This is a genomic window from Pseudomonas mohnii (assembly GCF_900105115.1).
Taxonomy (GTDB): Bacteria; Pseudomonadota; Gammaproteobacteria; order Pseudomonadales; family Pseudomonadaceae; genus Aquipseudomonas; species Aquipseudomonas mohnii.
In genome coordinates this window covers 1329223-1346863 of record NZ_FNRV01000001.1, presented here as the reverse complement: position 1 = coordinate 1346863, position 17641 = coordinate 1329223, and the positions used below count along the sequence as shown (strand labels likewise).

Below are 17641 nucleotides of genomic sequence, written 5' to 3'. Positions count from 1 at the left end.
CTTTTCGGCTCAGGCGATCAGCTCGACTTTTCCGGTCGCCAGGCGATAGATGCCGCCCACTATTTTCAATTTGCCTTTGCTCAGCGCATCAGTCAGCAGGGGCGTGGCCTTCTTGAGGCGTTCGACCGAGTTTTTGACATTTTGCACGGTCGCATTTTCCACCAGATCCCCTGGTTGTTTGAGGACGGTCTCGACAGATGACTTGAGTGCGTCAGTCAGTTTCGGAATATGCCCTGGGAATACGGTGTGGTCTTTGACGGCTTTTATGCCGGCTTCGATGGCGCCGCAACTTTCGTGTCCCAGTACGAGAATCAGTGGTGCACCGAGCACGGCGACGCCGTATTCAATGCTTGCCAGTCCTTCGTCGGTAACGAAGTTACCGGCAACGCGTATGGCGAAAAGATCACCTCGCGCGGTATCAAATGCGTATTCGGGTGCGATACGCGAGTCAGAGCAACTCAGTACGGCCACGAAGGGATTCTGGCCGGAAACCAGTGCTTCGCGCTCGTCCTTGAAGTCGTGGGTCTTTGAGTTGCCGCTCACGTACCGTTCATTTCCCTGGATCAGCCGTTGCAGTGCCTCGTCAGGGTTGATTGCATTTTGTGGTTTTGGAGGGGTGGATGTTTTTTCGGCTGCCTGGATGATTCGGTTGGGCAGTGCGCCGGCGAGAAGCAGAGCGCCTGCTCCCAGTCCGGCAAGCCGAAGAAAACGGCGGCGATCATTTGTGGGTGGAGCAGAGTTTGAATCACATGATTCACACATGATTTTGTGTACTCAAGTCAACACGGTGGGAGTGACTGCTGTTGGGGGGGTGGTGGCTGCAGGAGCCTGCAATTGCCAGCGTGTTGGAGTCTAGTCGGTCCGGGGCGCCGCGTTCTCCAAGGGTGGGCCTCGAATGTCGACAGTTTGCGAGGCGGCGCAATCCATCGATTCATGGGCTACTACTGACAGGCTGTTTCAACTTTGTCCTGACAGGAGTTTCTCGATGCTGATTCACTGGATCCTTGCCGCCGTTCACCTATTGGCTGTTGCGCTGGCTTTTTCGGCGGTCCTGGCCCGTGGCACGGCATTTCGGCGGTTGATGGCTGGTACGGGGGAGGTGCGCAGCGTATTGCTTGCCGATAATCTGTGGGGGATTTCGGCCCTGATTTTACTGGTTAGCGGCGGGATGCGAGCCTTCGGTGGCTACGAGAAAGGCACGGACTACTATCTGCACCAACCGTTGTTCCACCTCAAGATAGCGTTGTTTGTGATCATCCTGCTGCTGGAGATTGCGCCGATGATCACGCTGATCAAATGGAGGATCGCGTTGGCGCGCGGCACCGCTATCGACATCGGGCGCGCGAAGCTGTTTGCCAGGGCCAGTCACATCGAAGCGCTGCTGGTATTGCTGATCATCGTGGCGGCCACGGGCATGGCGCGGGGGGTGACCTATGGTTGAGCGTTGGGAGGGGGCGGCGAGAATATCTGGCCGTCATGGCCTGCGACTTGGCCTGAATCAGCCAGGTCAGCGACTGAGCGGAGTTTGTGGTGACACCTGAATCTTTAGCCAGCCGTCGTTACGGAGCGAACGGGCTGGCTACTGACGGCGCAGGGTTCAGGGGGTTTGCGGTTTGTCGGGCGCGGTCAGGCCGGCCTGAATGCGCTGGTAAATTTCTTCGCGATGCACCGCAACGTCTTTCGGAGCGTTGATGCCGATCCTGACTTGCTGGCCGCTTACGCCCAGGATGGTGATCGTAATGTCATCACCAATGTTTATGCTTTCACCGACTTTGCGGGTGAGTATCAGCATGGTCTTCTCCTTGATTGCTTTGTGGGGCACCTGATTCGGACAGTGCAGAGGTCGGTGGTATGTATAGATTAGTGCGAAGTCTCAAAGTTTGGGTGCCTCTTTCTGACGTGCAGATGCAGCATTAATTCCCAAGGCGTAACTATACAGAGGCCGCATCCATCATTCTCGTTGTTTTAAGCCCATTTTGCGGCACTCGAGAAGTATTCATGAATGTTAAAATCGCCGGTTTAGGCATTCAGAGGGAAACGCTGTGCGCAAAATGGTCTTGGTTATGGCAGTGCTGGCGCTGGCGGGATGCGGTGAGGGCAAGCGCGTTGAACCACCTAAGCCTGTGCCGGCAACGGCCGCTGCTCCAGTGCAGGCCTCAGGTCCTCAATGGGATCTCGAGGTTCGAGGTGAAACGCCTCAGGCTGTCAGCGACCTCAGCGGCTGGTTGATCGAACACAATTTCATGTCCAGTGTCGTCAAGGAGAACGGCAAGGTCCGCATTCTGATGGGCCCATACAGTTCGAAAGCCGAAGCCGAGGCTAAACAGGCCGAGGTGAATGCGGCCATCGTCCGTGCGAAGAAACAGAATGTTGAAGTGCTGGTCCTCGAGCGTCCGACAGCTCAGTAACGATCCATTTTACGGGTGATGTTCGGTGGAGCCTCTTGGAGGATGTCCACAGTGACTCGTTTTTCGGCGGTCTGAAAACAACAAGGCCTCGGGTGTTGAGCCCGAGGCCTTGTTCGTTTCGCAAAGCGCTTAACCGCAGGCTTTCATGTCTACCGGCCCGACAAACTCGTTACCGCGCCCCATCACGCACGCCACGCTCTGGTTACGCTGACGTTCCCAGGCCTGGACCGGATAGGTTTTGTCCCAGGCTTCGTACAGTTGCCGATCCTGTTTCGATAAACGCAAGCCGTACTGTTTGCTCATGTAGAAATAAGTCCGGGCGATCATGCCGCGAATGGAGGGGCGCGGCATGACTTTCTTTGCCTTGAAATCGATTTGGGTCAGGCACGAGCCATATTGGCCAGGCTGTTCCGGCAGCCAGCCGAAACTGAAGTTGCTGCGATCGCCATTCACCTCCCCGATGCTCGGCACCAGGTTATGCAGATCCGCCTCGGCCTTCTGATAGGTCGGATCGTAGCGCGTGCAATTCTTGCGGCCTCCCTCCTGCCAGCACTGGCGCTGGTGACCGATTTGCCAGGCTGGAACAATGTGTTCCCACTCGATGCGCGCCGCGCGTTTGGCATTTTTACGCGGCACATAGCCGCAGGCCGAGAGATTCACCCGGTTACCGGTGTATTTGCAGCCGCAATAAAATTCGGTGGACTGTGGGGCGTACAGCTTCCAGGCAACTTTCTTGGCTTCGTTGAAGGTGCGCGGTGCGTCAGCCTGGGCCCCCATGGCGAACAGCAGCAACAGCAAAGCAAAACAGCGGACACTCATTGACTCAGTCTTCCTTCGGCACAACCCAAAAAATCTGCACGCCGCCATCGTCGCGATAGGCGAGGGTCACGTTGTCGTTCTCGTCAATTTCTTCGAGCAAGCGCTCCCACTCATCCACCGGCTCATCGGGAAGTCGGAAGATCAGTGCGGCCTTGGCTTTTTGGGCAGTCGGGGAGTTGATGATTTTCTGAACGCGCAGACCCATGCGTACATAGGCGTCATGTGAGGCGGAGGTGGTGTCCACAGAATTATCCTTATTAAGCTGTACGTGCATACAGTATTTAACTGTAGGCAATTTCGCAACTGCTTAAAATTCAAGAAAATCCTCTGACAGCATTTTTTTCGATTTGGTGTAGGGCGCTGTTTTTTTTTCAGGAGAGGTGCGAGCCACTCGCCAAACATCGGCGAGTGGTGAAGCAGTGCCCGACCGGGACCGGTCAGGCGAGGACGAATCAGTATTCCCAGAACATCCGTTGCAGCTCTTTGCTGTCGTTGGTCTTGGTCAGGGCGACCATGGCCAGGATGCGGGCTTTTTGCGGGTTCAGGTCATGTGCCACGACCCAGTCGTATTTGTCGTCAGGCTGTTCGGCGTTACGCAGGACGAAACCACCGGCATTGACGTGGGACGAACGAATGATCTGCACGCCGTCCTTGCGCAGTGCCTGCAGGGCTGGAACCACACGCGAAGAGACCGAGCCATTGCCGGTGCCGGCGTGGATGATGGCCTTGGCGCCTGACTGAGCCAGTGCCTTGTAAGCGGTGTCGCTGACGTTGCCGTAGGAGTAGGCGATTTCAACATCGGGCAAGCTCTTGATGGTCTTGATGTCGAATTCCGAGTCCATGGTGTGGCGCTTGGCCGGCAGGCGGAACCAGTAGGATTTACCTTCAACCACCATGCCGAGAGGCCCCCAAGGGCTTTTAAACGCCTCGGTCTTGATGTTGATCATTTTGCTGACGTCGCGACCCGACTGGATTTCATCGTTCATGGTCACCAGGACGCCTTTGCCCCGCGCATCTTTACTGCTGGCCACGGCCACGGCGTTGTACAGGTTCAGCATGCCGTCGGCGGACATCGCGGTACCTGGGCGCATGGAACCGACGACGATGATCGGCTTATCGGTTTTTTCCACCAGGTTCAGGAAGTAGGCGGTTTCTTCCAGGGTGTCGGTGCCGTGGGTGATCACGATGCCATCGACGTCATTGCTGTCGGCCAATTCGGCCACGCGACGGCCCAATTGCAGCAGGTTCTCGTTGGTGATGCTCTCGGAGGCGATTTGCATGACCTGCTCGCCGCGAACGTTGGCCACTTGACTCAGTTCGGGGACGCCGGCGATCAATTTGTCGATACCGACTTTTGCCGCTTGGTAGGTCGCGCTGTTGGCGGCGCTGGCGCCCGCGCCGGCGATGGTGCCACCGGTGGCCAGAATGACCACGTTTGCCAGTTTTTGTTGGGTTTCAGCTTCTTTTGCCTGAAGAGCGGTCGGCAAAAGCAGAAGGAGGGCCAAGGCGCCCGGCACAAAGGTCTTGAAAGCAGATGTCATTATTTTTCTCTCTAGGGGTGACGGTGCAGATGCAAGTTCATCTAGATGTGCCCCAAACGAATCTGAACGCCTGGGGTGTCGGGTCAAGAGCAGGATCTGTACCAGACACTCTTTGAATGGAGAAAATGGCTTAACTGCCTGATTTTTATAATGAATTTAACAATCTGTCGGCGCGCGATGGCCGTTGAGTGTCCGGGTTTCCGATTTTTTGCAGCTTCCGTGTTCGGCTCTCCGACAGCCTTGTTGAACTCCCCCTGTTTCAATTGTGAATCATTGCTAAAGAAACTCGCGCTCAGGTCGATGCTCTTTCAATGGATTTTATTTAAGGAGTTCACATGTCGTTATCTGTAGGTTTTCCAAACGCGGCGGGCATCACCATTGGTGGACAGTCAGCCGCGACGCTTCGTGCACTGAGTGATGCGGCGGCCGATGCCGCTGCTCAAGCGCTAGGCACGAAGGAGGATGACGACAAACAAGTCAGGACCGGCCCTGTTGGTTTGGACAAAAGCGCAGACACTCAAAAGTCCGAAGCCGACGATAACACCAGTGTCGCCGTGAAAGTCTTGCTCAAGCGTCTGAAAGAGCTGCAGCAACAGTTGCGCGAGCAGCAGCAAACACTGGCGGCAGCTCAGGCAGCGAGCTACCCCACGCCGGAAACCAAGATAGCCATAGTGTCAGGCATTCAAGGGCAGATCGCGCAAACCAACAGCGCCATTCTGGAAGTCAGCGCCAGCTTGATCAAAGAAATGGCCAAGGGCAGCGGCACTGGGTCGGTGGTCAATACAACGGCCTGAGGTGAATGCCGGCCGTCGCGCTATTCAGCGCGTTACGGTCGTTGACAAATGTCAGCAGGGTTCGCATAGTCCGATCTACGCAAACGTTTGCGCGGCGTCATCGATGAGTTAAATCCATCGCCGGGCGCCATCAAGCCAAACGCCAGCGCAAGCATTGCTCAAAATAATCATAAGATCGGAGTGAACCCATGAAGCTGCCATTCGCTGGACGCCTTCTCGCTGTCGCTATGCTGGCTGCCGCATCCGTCGCGCTGCCTGTTTCTTCGGCCTTCGCCGAGACGCCTGCAAAACCAAAAGTCGCGCTAGTGATGAAATCCCTGGCCAACGAATTCTTTCTGACCATGGAAGACGGCGCCAAGGCCTATCAGAAAGGCCACTCCGATGAATTCGATCTGATTTCCAATGGCATCAAGGACGAAACGGATACGGCCGGCCAGACACGTATCGTCGAGCAAATGATCCTGGCCAAAGTCAATGCGCTGGTCATCGCCCCCGCTGACTCAAAAGCCATGGTGCCGGTAATCAAGAAAGCCGTTGATGCGGGTATCACCGTGATCAACATCGACAATCAGCTGGATCCAGCCATCGTCAAAAGCAAGAACATCAATGTCCCGTTCGTAGGGCCGGATAACCGCAAAGGTGCGCGTCTGGTCGGCGAGTACCTGGCCAAACAGCTGAAGGCCGGTGATGAAGTCGGCATCATCGAAGGCGTGTCCACCACCACTAACGCTCAGGCTCGTACTGCAGGTTTCAAGGACGCGATGGAAGCGGCGCAGATCAAGGTTGTGTCCGTACAGTCCGGCGACTGGGAAATCGACAAGGGTAATAAAGTCGCCGCTTCGATTCTGAGCGAGTACCCGCAAGTGAAAGCCCTGCTGGCTGGCAACGACAGCATGGCCGTGGGTGTGGTGTCTGCCGTGCGTGCCGCAGGCAAGGCCGGCAAGGTGCAAGTGGTGGGGTATGACAATATCAACGCCATCAAGCCGATGCTCAAGGATGGCCGGGTCCTGGCCACTGCCGACCAGTTTGCGGCCAAGCAAGCGGTGTTCGGCATCGAGACTGCGCTCAAGATCATCAAGGGTGAAAAAGTCGACATCGGCGCCAATGGTGTGATCGAGACCCCGGTAGAGCTGGTTACCAAATAAGCCCTTGGCGACACAAAGGTGCTCGCCCGTCCGGGCGAGCGCATGGAGAGTTTTTATGTCCGTTCGCGACCCGAACGCTGTCCTCTCGGTCAGCGGTATCGGCAAGACCTACGCCCAACCGGTCCTGACCGGCATCGACCTGACGCTCATGCGCGGTGAAGTGCTGGCGCTGACTGGTGAGAACGGCGCTGGTAAAAGTACGCTGTCGAAGATCATTGGTGGGCTTGTCACGCCCACCACCGGCCGGATGCAGTTTCAGGGGCAGGATTATCGCCCTGGCAGCCGGACCCAGGCTGAAGACCTGGGCATACGTATGGTCATGCAGGAACTCAATCTGCTGCCGACCCTGTCGGTGGCGGAAAACCTGTTTCTCGACAATCTGCCGAACAATGGTGGCTGGATCAGCCGCAAGCAACTGCGCAAGGCCGCCATTGAAGCCATGGCTCAGGTCGGCCTCGATGCAATCGACCCGGACACGCCGGTCGGTGAGCTGGGTATCGGTCATCAGCAAATGGTCGAGATCGCCCGCAACCTGATCGGCGATTGCCATGTGCTGATCCTCGACGAACCCACGGCGATGCTCACGGCGCGTGAAGTCGAAATGTTGTTCGAGCAGATCACCCGCCTGCAGGCACGGGGTGTATCGATAATTTACATCTCCCATCGCCTCGAAGAGTTGGCCCGGGTGGCGCAGCGCATTGCGGTACTGCGAGACGGCAACCTGGTGTGCGTCGAGCCGATGGCCAATTACAACAGCGAACAGTTGGTCACCCTGATGGTTGGCCGTGAACTGGGCGAACACATCGACATGGGGCCGCGCACCATCGGCGCTCCGGCGCTGACGGTCAAAGGGCTGACCCGCTCCGACAAGGTTCGCGACGTGTCCTTTGAAGTGCGTGCCGGTGAGATCTTCGGCATTTCCGGTTTGATCGGGGCAGGGCGCACCGAATTGCTACGGTTGATCTTTGGCGCCGATATCGCCGACAGCGGCACCGTTGCCCTGGGCTCCCCGGCGCAGGTAGTCAGCATCCGGTCTCCGGTGGACGCGGTCGGTCACGGCATCGCCCTGATCACCGAAGATCGCAAGGGTGAAGGCCTGCTGTTGACGCAATCGATCGGCGCCAACATTGCGCTGGGCAACATGCCCCGCATTTCCAGCGGCGGCTTCGTCAACAATGGCGAAGAGTCTTCCCTGGCCCAGCGGCAAATCGACGCCATGCACATCCGCAGTTCCGGCCCTGCACAACGGGTGTCCGAATTGTCCGGCGGCAACCAGCAGAAAGTCGTGATTGGCCGTTGGCTGGAGCGCGATTGCTCGGTGCTGCTGTTCGACGAGCCAACCCGTGGCATCGATGTCGGCGCCAAGTTCGACATCTACGCCTTGCTCGGCGAACTGACACGGCAGGGCAAGGCGCTAGTGGTAGTGTCCAGCGATCTGCGCGAGCTGATGCTGATCTGCGACCGCATCGGCGTGCTGTCGGCAGGGCGCCTGATTGACACGTTCGAGCGCGACAGCTGGACCCAGGATGACTTGCTTGCGGCCGCTTTTGCCGGCTACCAAAAACGTGATGCGCTGCTCAACGAAGCAGCGCCTAGGGATCTTCAATGAAAACCGCATCTTCCGCCGGCAAACGCAGTGGCAATTTTTACGGTCTCGGCACTTACCTGGGCCTGGCCGGTGCCTTGCTGGCGATGGTGGTCCTGTTCTCGCTGCTGAGCAGCCACTTTCTTTCTTACGATACCTTCAGCACGCTGGCCAACCAGATTCCGGACTTGATGGTCCTCGCGGTCGGCATGACGTTCGTGCTGATTATCGGTGGCATCGACCTGTCGGTCGGTTCGGTGCTGGCGCTGGCCGCGTCGACAGTCAGCGTGGCGACACTGGGCTGGGGCTGGAGTGTCCTGCCCGCTGCTCTGCTCGGCATGGCGGCCGCCGCATTGGCCGGGACCATCACCGGTTCCATTACCGTGGCGTGGCGAATTCCGTCGTTCATCGTGTCACTCGGCGTGCTGGAGATGGCGCGTGGCGTGGCGTATCAGATGACCGGCTCGCGCACCGCCTACATTGGTGACGCCTTTGCCTGGCTGTCCAACCCGATCGCCTTCGGCATTTCACCGTCCTTCATCATTGCCTTGCTGATTATCTTCATTGCCCAGGCCGTGTTGACCCGCACGGTGTTTGGGCGATACCTGATTGGCATCGGCACCAATGAAGAGGCGGTTCGCCTGGCGGGCATCAATCCCAAGCCCTACAAGGTCCTGGTGTTCAGTCTGATGGGGCTGTTGGCCGGTATCGCGGCGCTGTTCCAGATTTCGCGTCTTGAGGCGGCGGATCCGAATGCGGGTTCCGGTCTTGAGCTGCAGGTGATCGCGGCCGTGGTCATCGGCGGTACCAGCCTGATGGGCGGCCGTGGTTCGGTGATCAGCACGTTCTTTGGTGTGTTGATCATTTCCGTGCTGGCGGCCGGCCTGGCGCAGATCGGCGCGACCGAACCGACCAAGCGCATCATCACCGGCGCGGTGATCGTGGTGGCGGTGGTGCTCGATACCTACCGCAGTCAACGCGCTAGTCGGCGGGCATGAGTCATGGCAACGATCAAGGATGTAGCGGCACTTGCGGGCATTTCCTACACCACGGTTTCCCATGTGGTGAACAAAACCCGGCCAGTCAGCGAGGAAGTACGGGTCAAAGTCGAGGCTGCCATCAAGACCCTCGACTACGTACCCAGCGCCGTGGCCCGTTCCCTCAAGGCCAAAACCACCGCGACCATCGGCTTGCTGGTGCCCAACAGCCTCAACCCGTACTTTGCGGAGCTGGCGCGGGGCATCGAGGATTACTGTGAGCGCAATGGCTACTGCGTGATTCTCTGCAACTCCGACGACAATCCGGACAAGCAGCGCAACTACCTGCGCGTACTGCTGGAAAAACGCATCGACGGGCTGATCGTCGCGTCGGCCGGCGGTGACAGCAGCCTGGCCCAAGGCCTGGCGGGCGTGCGTACACCGATGGTGATCGTCGACCGAGGCCTGGAAGGTGTCGATGTGGACCTGGTGCGCATCGACCACGAATACGGCGCGTATCTGGCGACTCGACACCTGCTGGAATTGGGGCATAGGGATATCGCCACCATCAGCGGGCCGACCACCACCAGTGTGGCGCAAATGCGACTGGCCGGATTTTGCCGTGCACTGACGGACGCAGGTATCGAGGTGCCACGCGAACGCATGCTGGAAAGTGACTTCACCAGTACCGGCGGTTACAACGCTGCCGCGATCCTGCTGGAGCGCAATCCGCCCAGTGCAATCTTCGCCGCCAACGACATGATCGGCATCGGTGTGCTGCGAGCCGCCGCCGAGCGCAACATTCGCGTACCGACACAGTTGTCGGTGATCGGCTTCGACGATATCCAGATGAGTCGCTATGTCTATCCAGCATTGACCACCGTCGGCCAGTCGATCCTGCAGTTGGGCGAGATGGCGGCCGAAGTGCTGCTACGACGGATCGCCAAGCCGCAACTGAGCACTGAGCAACGGATTGTGACGCCCAGCATCGTGATGCGTGAATCGACGGCGCCATTAGCAGGCGTGTTTGCCGAATATCGCTGAAACAGAACGAATGAGTAGTGATGTATGCCAGCAAAAGTAGTGGTAATAGGCAGTCTGAACATGGATTTGGTCACCCGCGCGCCTCGGCTGCCGCGGGGCGGGGAAACGCTGATTGGTGAATCCTTTACCACGGTTTCCGGCGGCAAGGGCGCGAATCAGGCCGTAGCCGCCGCGCGACTCGGGGCGCAGGTGTCGATGGTTGGCTGCGTGGGCAGCGATGCCTACGGTAAGGAGCTGCGCGAAGCGCTGTTGGCCGAACGGATCGATTGTCAGGCAGTCAGCACCGTGGACGGTTCCAGTGGCGTGGCGTTGATCGTGGTCGATGACAATAGCCAGAACGCGATCGTGATCGTCGCCGGTGCCAACGGTTTGCTGACGCCAGCCGTGATTGGCTGCTTCGACTCGGTGCTGCAATCGGCCGACGTCATCATCTGCCAGTTGGAAGTGCCGGATGCGACGGTCGGCCATGCGCTCAAGCGTGGTCGAGAGCTGGGCAAGATCGTGATCCTCAACCCCGCGCCGGCCAGTCGTCCGCTTCCGGCGCACTGGTACGCGAACATCGACTATCTGATTCCTAACGAGAGCGAGGCGTCGGCACTGAGTGGCGTGTGGGTGGACTCTCGGCAATCGGCGCAATCAGCCGCTAACCGATTGATCGAGATGGGGGCCGGAAAAGTGATTGTCACGCTTGGGGCCGATGGCGCCCTGTTCAACGATGGCACGCGTTCCGAGCATTTTCCGGCGCCAGCGGTGAAGGCGGTTGACACCACCGCGGCCGGCGATACCTTCGTCGGCGGATTCGCCGCCGCGCTGGCGTCTGGCCAAAGTGAGGCTGAAGCGATTCGTTTCGGGCAGTTCGCTGCGGCGCTGTCGGTCACCCGTGCTGGTGCGCAACCCTCCATTCCGACCTTGTCCGATGTACAGGCTTTTAATACACCATGAAAAAGACACCTTTGCTCAACGTCGCGCTGTCGCGGCTGATTGCTTCACTGGGCCACGGCGACAAAGTGGTGATCGGCGATGCGGGGTTGCCGGTGCCTCCGGGGGTCGAGCTGATTGACCTGGCCTTGACCCACGGCATTCCGGACTTCATCAGCACTTTGAACGTTGTACTCAGCGAAATGCAGGTCGAAAGCCATGTGTTGGCGCAAGAGATTCTGGAGAAAAAGCCGTCGGCGCTGGTCGCGCTGGACAAGCTGAACGCCGAGGGCGCGCTTGGCCGGCGTGAGCTGCTGAGTCATGAACAATTCAAAGTCCTCAGCCGGCAAGCCCGGGCGATTGTTCGTACCGGTGAATGCCAGCCTTACTGCAATATCGTCCTGGTCGCCGGAGTGACGTTCTGAATCGCTTGGTTTCTCTGTTTCTGTCCTGCACAAGGCATGGGTCATGTGTCGCTATACTCGGAAACTGTACCTCTTGCGTCGGAGTCTGTTGCTTTTGTCCCTGATTAACCCAAGCAGCGTTCAGGCTGTGGAAAAGATCGACTTGATCATCGATACCGACCCCGGTGCTGACGACGTGATCGCATTGTTGTTTGCGCTGGCATCGCCGGACGAACTCAATATCCATGCGTTGACCACGGTCGCTGGCAACGTTCGGCTGGACAAGACGTCACGCAACGCACGATTGGCCCGGGAGTGGGCGGGGCGCGAGGACGTGCCGGTCTACGCCGGGGCACCGACACCGCTGCAGCGAACGCCTATCCATGCCGAAGATATTCATGGCAAGGAGGGTCTGTCGGGTGTCCTCGTTTACGAACCGAAGAAAGGTTTGGCCAAGGGCGGTGCGGTCGACTTCCTGATCGACACTCTGAAGGCGGCCAGGCCCCACAGCATCACCATCGCCATGCTGGGGCCGCAAACCAACCTGGCGCTCGCGCTGATCCAGGACCCTGAAATCGTCCAGGGCATCAAGGACGTCGTGATCATGGGCGGTGCGCATTTCAATGGCGGCAACATCACACCTGTCGCGGAATTCAACCTGTTCGCCGATCCACACGCTGCCGAGGTTGTACTCAAAAGTGGCGCAAGGCTGACTTACCTGCCGCTGGATGTGACCCACAAGATCCTCACCAGTGATGCGCGCCTGCAGCAGATCGCGGCGCTGGACAACAATGCCAGCAAACTGGTCGGCGATATTCTGAGTGAGTACATCAAGGGCGACATGGAGTACTTCGGTATCCCGGGTGGCCCCGTGCATGACGCTACGGTCATTGCTTACCTGCTCAAGCCGGAGCTGTTCAGCGGTCGCCATGTCAACGTAGTGGTCGACAGTCGCGAGGGGCCGACCTTCGGTCAAACCATTGTCGACTGGCATAACGGCCTCGGGGCGCCGAAGAATGCGTTCTGGGTGGACCGCGGCGACGCCCAGGGATTCTTCGATCTGCTGACCGAACGCCTGGCCCGCCTGACGTAACCCTTACGAGCGTTCGGAATGTCCGCCGCCCTGATGGGGCGGGTATTTCTCGAAAATCTGTTGGATAAAGGATTGGGCAGCTTCGGTGCCCAGTTCCTTGACCAGTAAATCGATACCGATGATTGCGAGCTCTTCCGGGCTGCCGGGGCTATAAGAGCTGTGGCCCTCTGACCACTTGGCGTTAATGGCGGCGTCGATGCTTACGGTGGTCATTGTGGTGCTCGTGCGGTCGGGAAGGTCTGAGTGTCGAGTTAACCATTTTGCAGGACTTTTGGCACTCCGACTTAGGCATCAATGGAGGGCTATGCGACACTTGGTCTTTAACGACTTTTCAAGGACTGCGCTGTGCAGATCGATTTGAATACGCCTGATGGCTTGACCCTTGAGGCGGTGCGTCAGCTGCTGGCTGCCGCCAGCGATGATGAGCACACCCAGTTGCGAGTGACCAAGGGCGGTATCGCCTATATTTCATCGGGTGTCGTGGGCGGCACCGATATCGACGGGTTGCTGTTTCGCCTGGAGACTTGGGCCAAGGGTTCTGGTTATGTCGGACGGGTCGCGGCCAGTGACGAGGTCTGGGTCATGCAAATCTTCAATGCGCTGAAGCAGAACTGGCCGAAGCCGGCATTCGATTACATCGACGTCTATTGACCCGTTCATATTCAGTCACGATTAAGGCATGAAGGGCAGGGCAATGCTCAGGCAAACTTGCCGTTTGTCTGCGGCGGCGGCCTTGTTGCCAGAACGCTCGATGAACCAAGCGCCGGATTGGCGGTCGCACAAATTTAGGTTAACTATCGAAAAAGGAGGCGTCATGCCTTGGAAGCTCGCGTCATTGGGTGCTCTGTTGGCCGTTGCCACGCTGGCCGGTTGCAGCACTGCCGCTACCGATTCGGCAACTGACCCTGTAACGACGACTGACACAGGTCACAGCCGTTGCGAAGCGAAAGCGGCCGAATTCACCCTGGGCAAAACGGCTTCGGCTGAACTGCTGGAGCAGGCGCGCAAGCGTGCAGGTGCACAGAATGCGCGGTTCCTGTCGCCAAATGACATGGTGACCCTGGAGTATCGCTCCGATCGCCTCAACCTGAGCACCGACGCCAATAAAGTCGTGACTCGCGTGAACTGCGGCTGATCGCCCACTTTTGCGTTATCCATAAAAAACCCCGTCACATGGACGGGGTTTTTTTAGTGCGCCTGGAAATTACTCTGGGCGAACTTGAGCAGCTTGCATACCCTTTTGGCCTTTCTCAGCCACGAAGGAAACGGTTTGGCCTTCTTTCAGGCTTTTGAAACCGTCGCTTTCGATAGCTTTGAAGTGTACGAACAGGTCGTCACCGCCACCTTGAGGAGTGATGAAGCCGAAGCCTTTTTCATCGTTGAACCATTTAACGGTGCCGGTTTGGCGATTAGACATGGTGTATCTCCAAGAAACATATATTTTCAGTAGTACTGTGCTGCTCAGGCCAACTGGGCACACCGGGGTATCATAGTCGAAATGTTCGCTTTGGGAGCCCCCCACGGGTGCTGTTTGCCCTACAGTCGCACATTCTTTGTTGGCTGATATCGCTGAAAGCCCTGATTTAAAAGGCTTTCAGCCGAAAGTAAAGGTGATAAAAAAAGCTGTAAAACCTGCATAAAATGTCCGAAAAAGCGATTTTCAGGGGCTGTTTGCTGGCTGAAAATGCCTTTTTGAAGCTTGGGCGGGCTTATTTTTGCGTCGGATTGGTGGCCTTGCACTTGGCAATCTGGGTAAGGGCCTGCTGTTGCAGTTCATTGCTGGCCTTGTTGTCCATCAGGGCCTGTAGATCTTTGGCGGGGTACGATTTGATTGCATCGGCACCGCAAGCACAGTGGGCCTTGGCCGCAGCGTCGCCGATCCTTTGTGCGGCCGCAGGGACGCACTGAGCCATGTATTTTTCGCGCGCGCCTTTGGGCCATTCAGCGTGGGCGGCCAGCGGCAACAGCAGGACGATGGGTGCGACTACAGCGAATAAACGATTCAGACGCATGCCGAGGATGCTCCTTTGTGGGTCGATGACTTGATGTTCGAGGGGTAAAGCGGGGATCAAGTTCAGCACTCTGGCATAAAAACGTAAGATTTACCCTGTTGGTAAAGCTCTGTACCGCGACGACCATTCATCTGTGCTAGCATGCCTGGCTCGGGCGTTTGCAGGCTCCGGTCGACCTTCAGTCCCGGTCGCGGCAGGCGCACGAATAACCCTGATTTGAATCCCAGTCACTCTGGTTCGGTTTTCCGGTTGGCCGCAAGGCTCCTGCCGCTGTAAGGCAGGCGTTCGTCAGTGAATGGCCTGGATCGGATCTTGTACTGGCTCATCCCAACCCACGTGACCTTTGGTAGGGGTCACCACTAGGAGAGGAGGCGCCATGCCAACTATTACTCTTCCCGACGGCAGTCAACGTTCATTCGATCACCCGGTATCCATCGCCGAGGTCGCAGCATCCATTGGTGCGGGCCTGGCCAAGGCCACGGTGGCCGGTAAGGTCAATGGCAAGCTGGCCGATGCCAGCGACATCATCGACAGCGACGCAACGCTACAAATCATTACGCCAAAGGATGAAGAGGGGCTGGAGATCATTCGCCACTCTTGCGCCCACTTGGTCGGCCACGCGGTCAAGCAGCTGTATCCAACCGCCAAAATGGTGATTGGCCCGGTCATTGACGAAGGCTTCTATTACGACATCGCCTTCGAGCGTCCTTTCACTCCGGACGACCTGGCCGCCATCGAACAGCGCATGCAGCAGCTGATCGAAAAAGATTACGATGTCATCAAGAAAGTCACTCCGCGCGCCGAAGTGATCGAAGTGTTCAAGGCTCGCGGTGAAGACTACAAGCTGCGTCTGGTCGAGGACATGCCGAACGAACAGGCAATGGGCCTGTACTATCACGAAGAATACGTCGACATGTGCCGCGGTCCGCACGTGCCGAACACCCGTTTCCTGAAATCATTCAAGCTGACCAAGTTGTCCGGCGCCTACTGGCGTGGCGATGCCAAGAACGAGCAGTTACAGCGCGTTTACGGCACCGCATGGGCTGACAAAAAACAGCTGGCGGCGTACATCCAGCGTATTGAAGAAGCTGAAAAGCGCGATCACCGCAAGATCGGCAAGCGTCTGGGCCTGTTCCACACCCAGGAAGAAGCGCCAGGCATGGTGTTTTGGCACCCGAACGGCTGGACGCTGTACCAAGTGCTCGAGCAGTACATGCGCAAGGTTCAACGCGACAATGGTTACCTGGAGATCAAGACTCCCCAGGTCGTTGACCGCAGCCTGTGGGAAAAGTCCGGGCACTGGGCCAACTACGCCGACAACATGTTCACCACGCAGTCGGAAAACCGCGACTACGCCATCAAGCCAATGAACTGCCCTTGCCATGTGCAGGTGTTCAACCAGGGCCTGAAGAGCTACCGCGAGTTGCCAATGCGTCTGGCCGAGTTCGGTGCTTGCCACCGTAACGAGCCATCGGGTGCCCTTCACGGCATTATGCGCGTTCGTGCGTTCACTCAGGACGACGCCCACATCTTCTGCACCGAAGAGCAGATGCAGGCCGAATCCGCAGCGTTCATCAAACTGACCATGGACGTTTACGCCGACTTCGGCTTTAAAGATGTCGAGATGAAACTGTCCACTCGTCCGGAAAAGCGCGTCGGTTCCGACGAGTTGTGGGATCGCGCCGAAGCTGCATTGGCTGCAGCCCTTGATAGCGCAGGCTTGCCGTACGATCTGCAGCCCGGTGAAGGTGCGTTCTACGGTCCGAAGATCGAATTCTCTCTGAAAGATTGCCTGGGTCGTGTCTGGCAGTGTGGTACCCTGCAGCTCGATTTTAACCTGCCAGTCCGACTGGGTGCCGAATTCGTCTCCGAAGACAACAGCCGCAAGCATCCGGTGATGTTGCATCGGGCGATCCTGGGATCCTTCGAGCGTTTCGTCGGAATTCTGATCGAGCACTACGAGGGTGCATTCCCTGCGTGGCTGGCGCCGACTCAGGCAGTGATCATGAATATCACTGATAAACAGGCAGATTTTGCCGCCGAGGTCGAAAAAACTCTCAACGAAAGCGGGTTTCGTGCCAAGTCTGACTTGAGAAATGAAAAGATCGGCTTTAAAATCCGTGAGCATACCTTGCTCAAGGTTCCCTATCTCTTGGTTATCGGAGATCGGGAAGTCGAGATGCAGACTGTCGCTGTGCGTACTCGCGAAGGTGCTGACCTGGGCTCGATGCCCGTCGCCCAGTTTGCTGAGTTCCTCGCGCAAGCGGTTTCCCGGCGTGGTCGCCAAGATTCGGAGTAATTATTATTAAGCGTGAAATGAGACAAGATAAACGAGCTGCACCGAAAGCCCCGATCAACGAGAATATCTCGGCACGCGAGGTTCGGTTAATTGGGGCTGAAGGCGAGCAGCTTGGGATTGTGTCAATTGAAGACGCGCTTCTTAAGGCTGAAGAGGCCAAACTGGATCTGGTGGAAATTTCCGCCGATGCAGTACCCCCTGTTTGCAAACTGATGGACTACGGCAAGTCGATCTTCGAGAAGAAGAAGCAGGTTGCTGCGGCCAAGAAAAACCAGAAGCAGATTCAGGTTAAAGAAATCAAGTTTCGTCCAGGGACGGAGGAAGGGGATTACCAGGTAAAACTGCGCAACCTGGTACGTTTCCTGAGTGACGGGGACAGGGCCAAGGTATCCTTGCGATTCCGCGGCCGTGAGATGGCCCACCAGGAGCTGGGGATGGAACTCCTCAAGCGAGTTGAAGGTGACTTGCTCGAGTACGGTTCGGTCGAACAGCATCCTAAGATGGAAGGACGCCAGCTGATCATGGTCATCGCCCCGAAAAAGAAGAAGTAATCAACAGGGCACGGCAGGCCTTCTGATTATGTTTATCAACTGAATGCGGAG

Annotated in this window: 22 protein-coding genes; 14 read left to right on the top strand and 8 right to left on the bottom strand. The window is 57.6% G+C overall.

Going from position 1 to position 17641, the window contains the following annotated elements:
- Positions 1-9: 9 nt before the first annotated feature.
- Complete coding sequence (locus tag BLV61_RS06340; protein WP_047531196.1) at positions 10-762, bottom strand: carbonic anhydrase; 753 nt, start codon at positions 760-762, stop codon at positions 10-12.
- A 223-nt stretch (positions 763-985) separates the two neighbouring features.
- Between BLV61_RS06340 and BLV61_RS06335 the strand changes: the two genes are divergently transcribed.
- Positions 986-1441, top strand: a complete 456-nt coding sequence (locus tag BLV61_RS06335; RefSeq protein WP_047531194.1) for a DUF2214 family protein — start codon at positions 986-988, stop codon at positions 1439-1441.
- A gap of 156 nt (positions 1442-1597) precedes the next feature.
- Here the strand turns inward: BLV61_RS06335 and csrA are convergent, their stop codons facing one another.
- A complete protein-coding gene (csrA, locus tag BLV61_RS06330) occupies positions 1598-1792 on the bottom strand; it encodes a carbon storage regulator CsrA (protein WP_007938114.1) in 195 nt (64 codons plus the stop codon).
- A 250-nt stretch (positions 1793-2042) separates the two neighbouring features.
- Here csrA and BLV61_RS06325 point away from each other — a divergent pair, with 250 nt between their 5' ends.
- Positions 2043-2408, top strand: coding sequence for a penicillin-binding protein activator LpoB (locus BLV61_RS06325; RefSeq protein ID WP_090463617.1), 366 nt, complete (start codon positions 2043-2045; stop codon positions 2406-2408).
- Positions 2409-2537: 129 nt separating this feature from the next.
- Here the strand turns inward: BLV61_RS06325 and BLV61_RS06320 are convergent, their stop codons facing one another.
- From BLV61_RS06320 to BLV61_RS06310, 3 genes are all read right to left on the bottom strand, one after another.
- Entirely contained in the window at positions 2538-3227 is a 690-nt protein-coding gene (locus BLV61_RS06320; protein WP_090463614.1) for an endonuclease, read from the bottom strand.
- A gap of 4 nt (positions 3228-3231) precedes the next feature.
- Positions 3232-3501: a DUF1654 domain-containing protein gene (locus BLV61_RS06315; protein ID WP_052193599.1), complete on the bottom strand. Its 270-nt coding sequence runs from the start codon at positions 3499-3501 to the stop codon at positions 3232-3234.
- A 178-nt stretch (positions 3502-3679) separates the two neighbouring features.
- On the bottom strand, positions 3680-4768 hold the full coding sequence (locus BLV61_RS06310; protein ID WP_047531181.1) for an asparaginase: 1089 nt from the start codon (positions 4766-4768) through the stop codon (positions 3680-3682).
- 335 nt (positions 4769-5103) lie between these two features.
- On the opposite strand from BLV61_RS06310, the gene BLV61_RS06305 reads away from it, so the two are divergent.
- The 8 genes from BLV61_RS06305 to BLV61_RS06270 all read left to right on the top strand — a co-directional run bounded on the left by BLV61_RS06305 (position 5104) and on the right by BLV61_RS06270 (position 12728).
- Positions 5104-5562, top strand: a complete 459-nt coding sequence (locus BLV61_RS06305) for a hypothetical protein (protein ID WP_047531180.1) — start codon at positions 5104-5106, stop codon at positions 5560-5562.
- A gap of 188 nt (positions 5563-5750) precedes the next feature.
- Positions 5751-6707 carry a sugar ABC transporter substrate-binding protein gene (locus BLV61_RS06300; protein ID WP_090463611.1) on the top strand — a complete coding sequence of 319 codons (957 nt, stop codon included), beginning with the start codon at positions 5751-5753 and terminating at the stop codon, positions 6705-6707.
- Between the two features lie 55 nt (positions 6708-6762).
- Positions 6763-8316: a sugar ABC transporter ATP-binding protein gene (locus tag BLV61_RS06295; protein ID WP_090463608.1), complete on the top strand. Its 1554-nt coding sequence runs from the start codon at positions 6763-6765 to the stop codon at positions 8314-8316.
- Positions 8313-9290, top strand: coding sequence for an ABC transporter permease (locus BLV61_RS06290; RefSeq protein ID WP_090463605.1), 978 nt, complete (start codon positions 8313-8315; stop codon positions 9288-9290). Before BLV61_RS06295 ends, BLV61_RS06290 begins: the two co-directional genes overlap by 4 nt.
- Before the next feature lie 3 nt (positions 9291-9293).
- Positions 9294-10313 carry a LacI family DNA-binding transcriptional regulator gene (locus BLV61_RS06285; protein WP_047531173.1) on the top strand — a complete coding sequence of 340 codons (1020 nt, stop codon included), beginning with the start codon at positions 9294-9296 and terminating at the stop codon, positions 10311-10313.
- 24 nt (positions 10314-10337) lie between these two features.
- Entirely contained in the window at positions 10338-11255 is a 918-nt protein-coding gene (rbsK, locus tag BLV61_RS06280; RefSeq protein WP_090463599.1) for a ribokinase, read from the top strand.
- Positions 11252-11656, top strand: a complete 405-nt coding sequence (rbsD, locus tag BLV61_RS06275) for a D-ribose pyranase (protein WP_047531171.1) — start codon at positions 11252-11254, stop codon at positions 11654-11656. The genes rbsK and rbsD overlap by 4 nt, the downstream gene beginning before the upstream one ends.
- 43 nt (positions 11657-11699) lie before the next feature.
- Positions 11700-12728 carry a nucleoside hydrolase gene (locus BLV61_RS06270; protein WP_047531170.1) on the top strand — a complete coding sequence of 343 codons (1029 nt, stop codon included), beginning with the start codon at positions 11700-11702 and terminating at the stop codon, positions 12726-12728.
- Positions 12729-12731: 3 nt separating this feature from the next.
- Here BLV61_RS06270 and BLV61_RS06265 read toward each other — a convergent pair whose 3' ends face one another.
- Positions 12732-12941, bottom strand: coding sequence for a hypothetical protein (locus BLV61_RS06265; RefSeq protein WP_047531169.1), 210 nt, complete (start codon positions 12939-12941; stop codon positions 12732-12734).
- 132 nt (positions 12942-13073) lie between these two features.
- Here BLV61_RS06265 and BLV61_RS06260 point away from each other — a divergent pair, with 132 nt between their 5' ends.
- Together BLV61_RS06260 and BLV61_RS06255 are read left to right on the top strand one after the other, a co-directional pair.
- Positions 13074-13379 carry a hypothetical protein gene (locus BLV61_RS06260; protein ID WP_047531168.1) on the top strand — a complete coding sequence of 102 codons (306 nt, stop codon included), beginning with the start codon at positions 13074-13076 and terminating at the stop codon, positions 13377-13379.
- Positions 13380-13542: 163 nt separating this feature from the next.
- Positions 13543-13863: an I78 family peptidase inhibitor gene (locus tag BLV61_RS06255; RefSeq protein WP_047531166.1), complete on the top strand. Its 321-nt coding sequence runs from the start codon at positions 13543-13545 to the stop codon at positions 13861-13863.
- 69 nt (positions 13864-13932) lie between these two features.
- Here BLV61_RS06255 and BLV61_RS06250 read toward each other — a convergent pair whose 3' ends face one another.
- Both BLV61_RS06250 and BLV61_RS06245 read right to left on the bottom strand, forming a co-directional pair.
- Positions 13933-14145: a cold-shock protein gene (locus BLV61_RS06250; protein WP_003179963.1), complete on the bottom strand. Its 213-nt coding sequence runs from the start codon at positions 14143-14145 to the stop codon at positions 13933-13935.
- Between the two features lie 292 nt (positions 14146-14437).
- Positions 14438-14740, bottom strand: coding sequence for a hypothetical protein (locus tag BLV61_RS06245; RefSeq protein WP_047531162.1), 303 nt, complete (start codon positions 14738-14740; stop codon positions 14438-14440).
- A 376-nt stretch (positions 14741-15116) separates the two neighbouring features.
- Here BLV61_RS06245 and thrS point away from each other — a divergent pair, with 376 nt between their 5' ends.
- Positions 15117-17039, top strand: coding sequence for a threonine--tRNA ligase (gene thrS, locus BLV61_RS06240; protein ID WP_047531159.1), 1923 nt, complete (start codon positions 15117-15119; stop codon positions 17037-17039).
- On the top strand, positions 17039-17590 hold the full coding sequence (infC, locus tag BLV61_RS06235) for a translation initiation factor IF-3 (protein WP_172668659.1): 552 nt from the start codon (positions 17039-17041) through the stop codon (positions 17588-17590). The genes thrS and infC overlap by 1 nt, the downstream gene beginning before the upstream one ends.
- The last annotated feature ends 51 nt before the right edge of the window (positions 17591-17641 follow it).